7 protein-coding genes are annotated in these 11,995 nt (G+C 62.9%); 6 read left to right on the top strand and 1 reads right to left on the bottom strand.

What is annotated here, in order from left to right; translation table 11 throughout:
• Positions 1-16 precede the first annotated feature (16 nt).
• Complete coding sequence (locus ACWBU6_RS12995) at positions 17-499, top strand: hypothetical protein (protein ID WP_452649191.1); 483 nt, start codon at positions 17-19, stop codon at positions 497-499.
• Positions 500-536: 37 nt separating this feature from the next.
• Here ACWBU6_RS12995 and ACWBU6_RS13000 read toward each other — a convergent pair whose 3' ends face one another.
• Entirely contained in the window at positions 537-2,645 is a 2,109-nt protein-coding gene (locus tag ACWBU6_RS13000; RefSeq protein WP_452649192.1) for a TonB-dependent receptor, read from the bottom strand.
• A gap of 142 nt (positions 2,646-2,787) precedes the next feature.
• Between ACWBU6_RS13000 and ACWBU6_RS13005 the strand changes: the two genes are divergently transcribed.
• From ACWBU6_RS13005 to ACWBU6_RS13025, 5 genes are all read left to right on the top strand, one after another.
• A complete protein-coding gene (locus ACWBU6_RS13005) occupies positions 2,788-4,044 on the top strand; it encodes an IS256 family transposase (protein WP_452645046.1) in 1,257 nt (418 codons plus the stop codon).
• 216 nt (positions 4,045-4,260) lie between these two features.
• Positions 4,261-5,928, top strand: coding sequence for a sodium:solute symporter family transporter (locus tag ACWBU6_RS13010; protein ID WP_452649193.1), 1,668 nt, complete (start codon positions 4,261-4,263; stop codon positions 5,926-5,928).
• A gap of 42 nt (positions 5,929-5,970) precedes the next feature.
• On the top strand, positions 5,971-8,556 hold the full coding sequence (locus ACWBU6_RS13015) for a TonB-dependent receptor (RefSeq protein WP_452649194.1): 2,586 nt from the start codon (positions 5,971-5,973) through the stop codon (positions 8,554-8,556).
• 13 nt (positions 8,557-8,569) lie between these two features.
• The gene (locus ACWBU6_RS13020) at positions 8,570-11,017 is read left to right on the top strand and encodes a beta-galactosidase (RefSeq protein ID WP_452649195.1); all 2,448 of its coding nucleotides are present in this window, start codon (positions 8,570-8,572) and stop codon (positions 11,015-11,017) included.
• Positions 11,018-11,029: 12 nt separating this feature from the next.
• Positions 11,030-11,956: a Gfo/Idh/MocA family protein gene (locus ACWBU6_RS13025; RefSeq protein WP_452649196.1), complete on the top strand. Its 927-nt coding sequence runs from the start codon at positions 11,030-11,032 to the stop codon at positions 11,954-11,956.
• The last annotated feature ends 39 nt before the right edge of the window (positions 11,957-11,995 follow it).

Raw genomic sequence — 11,995 nt, forward strand, 5'->3', positions numbered from 1 at the left:
GCCACTGGAGGATAAGATGAGCAAACTTCCCGTTTCCGTCGGTCTGAAATCCATCGATAAGCCGGGCGTTCCCGCCTTGCGCGAAGCGCCGGCAGCCAGAGCCCTGGCGCCGCTGCACAACTCCATGAAGGCAGGCACGCTGGTCCAGCGGCAGGCGGCGCGCATGCTGCACAACAGTGTTCTGTCGGCCGGCCTGGCCAGCCGCCTGGGCGATCCGCAGGTCTGGAGCGAATGGGCCCAGTTCCAGGCCGCGGTCATGCAGCGGCTGCACCAGCAGAACATCGATTGGCGCGAGGGCTGTGCGATCCTGGCTGAGGACTTCGCGCTGATCCGGCATGCCAATACCATGTCCAAGCTCGCTGAAAAGCAGTCCAATCTTGTTTCGCAATGGATGCTGCTGTTGACCACGCAGGCCACCAGCCTGGTGGAGCTGGTGGAAAACATCCACGTCGACTACGGCTACTGGGCAAGCCAGAAGAGTGCAATCGGGGCGGGCTAGTTGCACAGGGAGCGCGCGCCGCGCTCCCTCGCTTCGCTCAGAATCCCAGCGAATAGGCCAGCGTCACGCTGCGTCCGCGGCCGGCGAAGTAGCGGGCCGGTTCCACCAGGGCGCTTTGCGAGTAGTAGGTAATGTAATTCTTGTCGAACAGGTTGGCGATGCCGACGCGCAGCATGCCGTTGCTCAGCTTGTAGCTGAGGGAGGCGTCGGCCAGCGTATAGCCGCTGAAATCCTTGCTTGTGCCCTTGGGCAGGTCGTCAAAGTCCTCGCTGAAGGCGTGCTGCACCTGCACGTAGGAGGACAGCTTGTCGCTCCAGCTGGCGCTCCAGCTTGCGATCAGGCGATTCGGGGCGACGTTCAATCCATCGAGCTTGGCATCCAGGCTGCCGTCGCCGTTGCTGTCGTAGCGGCCTTTGGTGTAGGCATAGGCCAGGCTGGCGCGTTGCGATTTGCTGAAGCGGTAGGTGGCACTGGCGTCGTAGCCTTCCAGGCGGGTCTTCTCGCGCGCCATCTGGAATACGCCGCCGACCGATATCACGCGCGCCCCAAAGTCGGAGTCGGAGCGGAACCAGGCCGCGTCCAGGTCCCAGTCGCCCTTGCGCACGCGGGCGCCGAGCTCGATGCCTTCGGTCAGGATCGGTTCCAGGTTGCGCATATTGCTGATGTTCTGCCCCGGCGCGTTGATGGAGCGCAGGGTGCGGCCGATGTCCGGCAGGCCAAAGCCTTCCGAATAGCTGGCGTACACGGTCACGTCCTTGACTGGCGTCAGCACCAGGCCCGCATTGGCCAGCGTTTCGTTGAACTTGATCTTGCCGCCTTCGACGAAGGTATTCTTGTATGCGGCCAGCGTGCGGTAGCTGCCCACTTTCAGGTCGGCGTTTTCGCGGCGCACGCCGGCGTGCGCGGTCAGGGTGTCGAAGACCTTGAACTCGCCCTGGGTGAACAGTGAGAGATTGGTGTATTCCGACTCGGGCACAAAGGTGCGGCCGGTCAGGTACATGTCCTGCTTGCCTTTATCGGACAGCGTATCGATGCCGGCCGTCAGTTTAAGGCGGCCGTCCAGCAGGCCTGCCTTGCTTAGGCCGACTTTACTGCCGAACTTGGAAGCGACAGCACGCGACTGGTCGTAAAGGGTACCGGCCGGGGCGATCTTCACGTCCTGGAACGTTGCCGACCTGTCGGCGCCGAACAGGCCGACGAATTCCTGGTTGAAGAGCATGGCCGACAATTCCATCCCGGCCAGGTCGTAGTGGTTGTAGCTGGCGCTGCTGGTCCACACATCGTTCCAGGCCGGCACGCCCGGCGGCGTGCCTTCGACCGAAGTGGAGGGGATGCCTTTGGCGCGGTCGCCCGCCACCCCAAGATAGCTGGCCTTGGACTTGATGCGGTAGCGGTTGACGGAGAACTGCAGCTTTTGCCGGTCGTCCGGACGGTAGCCGATCTTGGCCAGCACGTCGTAGCTGCGCGCGTCCATCAGGTCGCCCTGGGTCACGTCGGCGCCGATGCTGCGGCCCTTGCCGTCCAGGTACAGGCCCTGGTCTTCATAAGAGGCGGCAAACAGGTAGTCCAGCTTGTCCAGGCGGCCGTCAATGCGGTAGCTGGTCTTGTAGCTCAGGGTGTCGCCTTCGGCATGGGTAGTCGGCGCCGTGGCCTGCACGCCGACGGTCTGGTTCATCGTGCCTTTTTCAGGGCGGCGCGTGATGATGTTGATGGTGCCGCCGGTTGCACCCAGGCCGTTGATCGCGTTCGGGCCCTGCACGATTTCGATGCGCTCCACCATGGAATAGTCGATGGTGTGGGCTTCGCGGCCGGTCGGACGCACCGGGTTCGATTGCGGCACGCCGTCGACCAGGATCAGCGGGGTGCGGCCGCGCAGCGTTTCGCCGGAGCCGTTCATCTTGCCGCGGCTTGGCGTGTAGGAGGGGAGGATGCTGCTCAGGACATCGGAGGAATTGCCCGAAATGGCAAGTTGCTGTTCGATTGCCTTCTTGTCGATCACGATCACCGTTTGCGGCGCCCGGTCCGCCTCGATATTTGAACGCGAGGCCTGGATGATGACAGGTTCGATCACGAGTCCCAGTTGTTCCTGGGCCTGCGATTGCGCCGACATGCCCAGCATGAGGGCCGCTAACTGATATGACTGCACGGAGAGCTCCTTGATTGAGCGAGGCTGGCTATCCGCGCATATGATGCAAGAGTGGCTGGCTAGTTGAGAATGCTTCGCATTGAGCCTGTCAGAATTTTAGTGTGAATCTGGGGTCATGAAATAATACCGAAAGGGATTGTCCATGACCGACGTAATGACCACTAAAAAACCAAAAACCAAGAAGCAGTACCCGTTTCCTGTTGAACTGATTGACCAGTTGCTGGCCCAGGTCGAGAACAAGGATGCCGAATCGATTCTCGGGGAGTCAGGCTTGGCCGGCCAGCTCAAAAAGATGCTGGCCGAGCGCATGCTGACAGCCGAATTGACCCACCACCTCGCCACCGAAGGCGACGCCAAGAACCACCGTAACGGCAAGAGCCGCAAAACCGTTTTGGCACCGGGCGGCGAGCTGGAATTGGAGATCCCACGTGACCGTCTTTCCAGCTTTGAGCCAAAGCTCGTCGGCAAGCACCAGCGCCGCATGCCGGGCTTCGATGACCACGTCATCGGCATGTATGCTCGCGGCATGACCGTGCGCGAGATTCAGGCGCATTTGTTGGAACTGTACGGCACCGAAGTGTCGCCAGACCTGATTTCGACCATCACCGACGAGGTCATGGATGAAGTGGCGCAATGGCAGCAGCGGCCGCTGGAGACGATGTACCCGATCGTCTACTTCGATGCACTGCGGCTGAAGATCCGCGATGAAGGCACCGTCAAGAACAAGGCCGTATATTTGGCGCTGGGTATCCGCGCCGATGGCCGCAAGGAAGTGCTGGGACTATGGATCGAACAAACCGAAGGCGCCAAGTTCTGGCTGAAGGTCTTCAACGAGCTGCGCAACCGTGGATTGGAAGACATTCTGATTGCGGTCGTCGATGGCCTGCGCGGCTTCCCTGAAGCGATTGAGGCCGTGTATCCGCAGGCGCAAATCCAGACCTGCATCGTGCACCTGATTCGCAACTCGATGACGCTGGCGTCCTGGAAGGATCGCAAGGAGCTTGCAGCTGCGCTCAAGCCGATCTACCAGGCAGCGAACGCTGACGCCGCAGCGGCGGCGTTAGACGCCTTTGCAGACGGCCCGTGGGGGCAGCGCTTCCCGACCGTGCCGGCGATGTGGCGGCGCCAATGGGAGCAGGTGACTCCGTTCTTCTCGTACCCACCGGAAGTACGTTCGATTATCTACACCACGAATGCCATTGAGAGCCTGCACATGCGGTTGCGGAAGATCGTGAAGAACCGTGGCCACTTCCCGAGCGACGAGGCAGCGACCAAATTGCTGTACCTGGCCTTGCGCAATATCGAAAAAGATTGGAAGATGCCGCAACGGACCTGGAAGATGGCCGCCAACCAGTTTGCCATTCTGTTTGGTGAACGCTTCACCAACGCGATTAACTAACTACGAACCGCGACCCCGGCACACAAAATTCCTGACAGGTCCTTCGCATTATCATTGTGCAGGATGCAAGTGTCAACAAAACCCCGGCTAAGCTATTCCATAAAATCATAGCTTAATGGTTATTCCTCATAACTGCGGAATAGGCAATTCGTTAATCTACACGCATTAACGATAAGCAAATGTTTCCCCTGCATTTGCAAACAGAGACGCACGCCCATGAAAATCACATCGCTCGACTCGATTGTCTTCCTCTTTTATTTCGCCGTGGTCACGGCCTACGGCATCTGGGTGTACCGCCGCAAGAACAGCAGCTCCGGCTCCGCTTCGCGCGACTACTTCCTGGCGGAAGGCTCGCTGACCTGGTGGGCTATCGGCGCCTCGCTGATCGCCTCCAATATCTCCGCCGAGCAGTTCATCGGCATGAGCGGTTCCGGCTTCAAGATCGGCATGGCGATCGCGGTGTACGAATTGATGGCGGCGGCAACGCTGGTCATCGTGGCGGTCTTCTTCATGCCGGTGTACCTGAAGAACCACATCTACACCATGCCCCAGTTCCTGGAGCAGCGTTATGGCAAGGGCGTGGCGATGACCATGGCGCTGTTCTGGCTTGGCCTGTACATCGTGGTCAACCTGACTTCCATCCTCTACCTCGGCGCCATTGCGATCAGCAGCATTTCCGGCCTGAGCGTGGGCGCCTGCATGCTGTTCCTGGCGCTGTTCGCGACGGTCATCACGCTGGGCGGCATGAAGGTGATTGGCTACACCGATGTGATTCAGGTGGTATGCCTGGTGATCGGCGGCCTGGTGACCACCTGGATTGCGCTGGACCTGGTGGCCAGCCTGGGCGGCGGCAAGGGCGCGCTGCAGGGCACGGCCGAACTGTTCTCCCGTGCCCGCGGCCATTTCGACATGGTGCTGGAGCGCGATCATCCAAGCTATATGGACCTGCCGGGCCTCAGCATCCTGTTGGGCGGCATCTGGATCGCCAACCTGAATTACTGGGGCTGCAACCAGTACATCACGCAGCGGGCGCTGGGTGCCGACCTGCCGACCGCGCGTAAAGGCCTGCTGTTCGCCGCCTTCCTGAAATTGCTGATGCCGGTCATCGTGGTGCTGCCGGGTATTGCGGCCTTTGCGCTGGACCAGGCCGGCGCGCTGGGCGGCGCCCTGCGCCATGGCGGCGAGCTGAATCCGGACCGCGCCTACCCAACCTTGCTGGCGTTGCTGCCGGACGGCTTGCGCGGCGTGGCTTTCGCTGCGCTCACTGCGGCAGTCGTGGCTTCGCTGGCGGGCAAGGCAAACAGCATCGCCACCATCTTCACCTTGGATATCTATCGCAAGAAATTTGTACCCGCCGCGAGCGAAGAGCGCATGGTGTGGGTTGGCCGCCTTACCGTGGTGGCGTCGATGGCAGTTGCGGTGCTGATCGCACCTCTGCTGGGCATCGACAAAAAGGGCGGCTTCCAGTACATCCAGGAGTACACCGGCTTTGTCTCGCCGGGCATCCTGGCCATGTTCCTGCTTGGCTTCTTCTGGAAGAAGGCCACCAACGCCGCTGCCATGTTTGCGACCGTGGGCGGGCTGGTGTTCTCCATCATCCTCAAGTTCCTGCCGGCGATGATGGACTTGTCCTTCCTGGCGCCAATCGGCTTCGCCGCCGACAACGGCAGCGGTGTCTACGAGATTCCGTTTATCGACCGCATGTTCCTGGTGTTCTGGGCCGTGGTTGCGGGCATGGTGCTGATCAGCCTCGTGGACCGGCGCGATGGCGAGGCGAAGGCCATGCTGGTGGAGCGCCAGCTGTTCCGCGTCGACCGCGGCTTTGCGATCGGATCGGCCGTGGTGTGCGTGCTGCTGGCCCTCATCTACGGCGCACTCTGGTAATACAACAAATCACATAAGAACTACGGAGAAGTTAAAAGGATCATGAAGCAGAAAAAAATCAGTTTTCTGGTGAAGTCGCTGTTCCTGCTGCCTGCAATTCCGGCCGCGTTCGCGCAGCAGGCGGAAGAGCCGTCGGTGCAGAAGGTCACTGTTTCCGGTATCCGCGCCTCGGTGCGCAGCGCCCTGAGCGTCAAGGAGAATTCGAACAGCATGGTGGAAGTCGTGGCGTCCGAGGATATCGGCAAGCTGCCGGATACCACCATTGCCGAATCGCTGGCCCGCCTGCCGGGCCTGGCCGCCGGCCTGGATCGCGGCAACGCCAGCCAGATCATTGCGCGCGGCATGGGCGAGCGCTTTATCGGTGCGACCTTGAATGGCCGCGAGCTGGCTTCGTCGGAGCCGAACCGCGCCGTGCGTTTCGAGCAGTTCCCGTCTGAATCCCTGTCCGGCGCCATCGTCTACAAGACCCAGAATGCAGACCTGGTGGAGGGCGGCGTCGCCTCCAGCATCGACCTGCAAACCGTATCGCCGCTCAAGTACAACGGCCGCCAGGCTTCGCTGAAGGCAGATGCGCTGTATTACCAGGAGGCGCGCGACCTCGATGCCAGGGCGGTTCGACCGCGCCTGGGCGGCATTTACATCGACCAGTTCGCCGACAGGAACGTTGGTATGGCCCTGGCCTTCAGCTACCAGAAGCAGCCTTCGGTGGAGAAGCGCAAGAACCATTGGGGCTTCAACGAAGACCACTCGGCCGACATCGATGGCGACGGCAAGGTGGACAGGACGCCATGGGGCTTCGAGACGGAATTGAAGCGCGGCACCAATGAGCGTGGCAGCGTCTTGGGCAAGGTGGAATGGAAGGCCGGCCCGGACGCGATGATTACCGCCGACGTCTACTACGCCAGGAACAAGATCCGCGAGCCTGCCATGTCGCATTGGACGGGCGACCTTGGCAACTGGGACGGCTGGCAAAGTGCGAATTATTCGAACCTCGAGGTTCGCAACGGCTATGTGGTTGGCGCCACCGTGAACAACGTGGGCCTGACTACCAACAGCACGCTGTGGACGCAGGACATGGACAACCTGGCCGCAGGCCTGAACGGCAAGTTCAACGTCGGTCAATGGAAGGTCGATGCCGATATCGCCACCTCCTCGGCGGGCCGCGACAGCGCATGGCGCGATGTGCGCCAGTTCGCCCTGGACAACGGCACCATCACATGGGCTTTCACCGGCGACCAAACCCAGGACTTCAGCTTCAGCCACGATTCGGGCAACCCGGCAGCTTTCGGCAACCCAACCTTGTATGTCGATACCGATGGCCACGTCGACGATCGCCTGAGCTCTGCGCAACTGAGCGCCTGGCGTCCGCTTGAGGCCGGTGTGGTAAGCCGCATCAAGTTCGGGGCGCGCTTTGCCGAGCGCGAGAAGAAGTACCGCCAGACCACCTGGAACCTGGCTTCCAATACCGCTATCCCGGCTTCGGCTTATGAAACGGTGAATGTCTCCGGCTTCGCTCCGTTCATCGTGCTGAAGGACTTCATAGGCGCCGCCAGTGGCCTGTGGGGCGCGGATGCATTCAGCCCGGATGGCCGGACCCCGGGCGCCAGCGACCTGCTGGCCGGTTGGAAGGTCAAGGAAAAGAACAGCAGTGTCTACGCCCAGGCCGACCTGGAAGGCGAGTTGTTCGGCAAGACGTTCCGCGGCAATGCCGGCGTGCGCGTGGTGCATACCCGCCAGACCGGCACCGGCATGGAGTCGGTCAACGGCGCGGCGCCCACGCCGGCGGAAGGCGGCGCGTCGTATACCCGCGTGCTGCCCAGCGTGAACCTGATCTTCAACCTGGACCAGGCGCAAAAGCAGCAAGTTCGCTTCAGCGTGGCGCGCGCCATGTCGCGTGCACCGATGGATGAAATGCGCGCTTCGCGCCAGCTGGCGATCGATACCAACCCGGGCTCGCAGCAGCCGGTCACCGGCAGCGCCGGCAATCCCGGCCTGCTGCCGATGATGTCGAACCAGGTCGACCTGTCGTGGCAGTACTACTTTGAGAAAGGGTCGCTGCTGTCGGCTGGCGTGTTCTACAAGAAGGTGTCGGACTACATCGGCATCACCACCGACAACACGACCGTCAACGGCCGCGCCGCAACCCTGACCCGTTCCGTGAACGGCAAGGGCGGCAATGTGCGGGGCCTGGAGCTGGTGGCGCAGCATGCCTTCACCGGCCTGCCGGCCCCGTTCGACGGCCTCGGCGTGGCTGCGAATTTCTCGTACAACGACAGCAGCATCAAGGAATACACCAACGAATACCCGATGGTGGGCCTGATGAAGCGCAATGGCGGCCTGACACTGTGGTACGAAAAAGCCGGCTACGAAGCGCGCCTGTCGGCCAACTACCATAGCGCCTTCGTGCGCATGCCGCGCTGGACCGCAGGCTACATAATCGAGAATCCGGCCGAGACCTATGTTTCCGCCAATTTCTCGAAAGGGCTGACCCCGCAACTGCAGCTGCGCCTGGGCCTGGACAACATCACCAACCAGAAAGTGGTGGAAACCCAGTCCAATAATCCATACATGCAGAATGTGATGGAGTATGGGCGCCGCTACAACCTGGGCCTGAGCTACAAGTTCTGATCGAGGTATGCCGATGATCCGTAACACACTTTGCCTGGCCGCGATGGCCGTTGCGCATGCGGCCCAGGCCGGACAGGTGCTGGCCGTCGATGCCAGCGCTCCCGCACCGGCGCCTTTGTCCGGCCACATCAAGATGGGCGCGGCCGCCGCACCCGGCGGCCATGTCCTTGGCATCAACAACCAATACCTGACGCGCGACGGCCAGCCCTGGCTGCCGGTGATGGGCGAATTCCATTATTCGCGCAGCCCGGCGGAGAGCTGGGCGTCCGAACTGGCCAAGATGAAGTCGGCTGGTATTAACGTGGTGGCCAGCTACATCATCTGGAACCACCATGAAGAGAAGGAAGGGAAATTCAACTGGAGCGGCAACCGCGGCCTGCGGCGCTTCATCCAGCTTGCCGGCAAGGCCGGGCTGGAGGTGTGGATACGCATCGGCCCCTGGTCGCATGCGGAAGTGCGCTACGGCGGCATTCCCGACTGGGTGGTCGACGCCATGCCGACGCGCCAGGACGACCCGCAATACCTGAAGCATGTGGAGCGCTTCTACCGCGAGATCGCCAAGCAGGTCGACGGCTTGCTGTGGCAGCAGGGCGGTCCCGTCATTGGCGCGCAGATCGAGAATGAATACAACCTGGCCGGCCCGGGCCGCGGAGCGCAGCACATCGCCACGCTGAAGGGCATGGCGCTGAAGGCCGGTATCGATGTGCCGTTCTACACGGTGACCGGGTGGGACCAGACCCTGTATCCGTCCGGTGAAGTGGTGCCCGTGTTCGGCGGCTACCAGGACGAGCCGTGGGCCACCAGCACCGCCGAGCTGCCGCCGAAAGAGACTTACGCCTTCCGCTTCGACACGCGCGTCAGCGGCGACCTCGGTGCGCAAACCCGCGCCACGCAGCAAGGGACGGCGGAGACCGATATGGACCGCACGCCTTTCCTCGGCGCGGAATACGGCGCCGGCCTGCCGGCCATGTACCGCCGCCGCACGCTGGTGTCGCCGGACGATATCGCCTCGACCCTGCCGGTGCAGATGGGCTCCGGCGTCAACCTGATGGGCTATTACATGTTCCATGGCGGGCGCAACCCGGTCGGCATGACGACATTGGAAGAGAGCACGCGCACCGGCGGCTACAACGATACGCCGGCCGTCAATTACGACTTCAATGCGCCGCTGGGGCCCGATGGCCAGCAGCGTGACGTGCTGGCGTACCTGCGGCCCTTCCATTACTTCATGAACGACTTCGGCGCGCGCCTGGCGCCAATGACCGTACGCAAGCCGGCTGCCGTGCCGGCCGGCCCAGGCGACCTGTCGGCGCCGCGCTGGTCGGTGCGCAGCAAGGGCGAGCAGGCTTTCCTGTTCTATAACAGCCATGTCCGCCAATACGCGCTGCCGGCGCAGCAGCAGGTGCAGTTTGCGGTGAAGCTGGACGGGAAGACGGTCACGCTGCCGCGCCAGCCGGTGGATATCGCGGCGGGCAGCTACTTCTTCTGGCCGATCAACTTCGACCTGGACGGCTACCGCCTGCAACACGCCAGCGCACAACCGGTGGCGCGGCTGGAGCGCGGCAAGGCGGGCAGCGTCTACGTGTTCTCGGCGCAGGACGGCATTGCGCCTGAATTCGCGCTGGAGGGCGCGGTGCGCGGCTGCGTCAAGGCGCCGCAGGGGCGGGTGACCGATTCGGCGGCGGGCGTGCTGGTGGATGAGATGCAGCCCGGCCTCGGCGCCGCGCTGACGCTGGACTGTGCCGGCAAGAAACCGGTGACGGTGCTGCTGCTGTCGCAGCAGCAGGCGCGCCAGCTGGCCATCGGCCAACTGCAGGGGGAGCGCCGCCTGGTCGTCAGCGACAGCCAGGTGCACTTTGCCAACGGCCGGCTGGTCATGCGCTCGGCGGGCCAGCCGGCCTTCCGCGCTGCCGTGTTCCCGGCCCTGCCGTTGCCCCTGCAAGGCAGCGCGGCGCTCGAGGCAAGCGGCAAGGATGGCTTGTTCCAGGTGGTCGAGGCAACGCTGCCGGCGCAGGCGCTCGCTGTCTCGGCACGCGAGCTGCGCGCCGCACAGCCGGTCCCGCCGATTAGAATTGGCGGCAACGCCAGGGCCGCCGTCCAGCCGGATGCGGAAGTCTTCGGCAACTCGGCCGCGTGGGAGCTGTCGCTAGGGCCGACCCGGCCGAAAGGCGTCGATTCGGCGCTGCTGGAGATCGATTTCACGGGAGACGTCGCGCGGCTGTTCGACGGCACACGCATGGTCGACGACTGGTATTACAACGGCCAGCGCTGGCAGTTCGGCCTGCACAACCTGCCGGCGCGCGAGCATGGCGCGCTGACGCTGACCGTGCTGCCGCTGCGTGCAGACGCGCCGATCTACCTGCCGAAGGAGCACCGCCCGGCGTTCAACGGGAAGGCCCAGATCGCGGAACTGCGCGGCGTAAAAGTGACGCCGGTGTATCGTGTCGACATTGGCCGCTGAACGGAGTTTGAAATGGCATTGAAAATCGGATTGGTCGGGCTGGGTAAAATTGCTGTCGACCAGCATATCCCGGCGATTCGCGGCAACCAGGGACTGGCGCTGGTGGCCGGCTGCTCGCCGGCCAGTGCGCCGGCAGGCGTGCTGCGCTACCCTGACATGGCCAGCATGCTGGCAGCCCATCCTGAAATCGAGGCGGTGGCGATTTGCACGCCCCCGCAGGTGCGCCACCAGCTTGCCTGCGAGGCGATTGCAGCGGGCAAGCACGTGTTCCTCGAAAAACCGCCGGCGGCAACACTGGGCGAAGCCGCAGCCATTGCTGCAATGGCTGCGCAGCACGGCGTGACCGCGCTGGCAGGCTGGCACTCGCGTTTTGCGCCCGGCGTGGAAAGGGCCCGTGAATGGATGCTGGCGCGCACCATCAAGGCGATCCAGGTGCGCTGGAAGGAAAACGTGCGGCAATGGCACCCCGGCCAGAAGTGGATCTTCGAGGCCGGCGGCATGGGCGTGTTTGATCCCGGCATTAACGCCTTGTCGATCCTGACCCGGCTGCTGGACGGGCCGGCCTTGGTGCGCAAGGCGGCCTTGCACGTGCCATCCAATTGCAGCGCACCGATCCAGGCCGAGCTGGAAATGGTAAGTGGGCGCGGGGTGCCGATCGATGCGCAGTTCGACTTCCTGCAAGTGGGCCAGCAAACCTGGAGCATCCTCGTGGAATCTGCAGCCGGGGACAGCATGGCCTTGCATCTCGGCGGCCGCATCATGGAAGTGAACGGTCAAGTGGTGCTGGACGAGCCTGAGCGCGAATACCCGGCGATGTATGAACACTTCCGGCAACTGGCGGGTGCCGGCCGGTCCGATGTTGACTTAACCCCGCTGCAGGCGGTGGCGGATGCCTTCCTGGTCGGCAAGCTCTCCAGCGCAGAACCATACTTCGAATAAGAAGATCTCCTACAAAGCCAGTTTCCCTGCGCCGATACA

The sequence above is a fragment of the Pseudoduganella sp. HUAS MS19 genome (assembly GCF_053615455.1).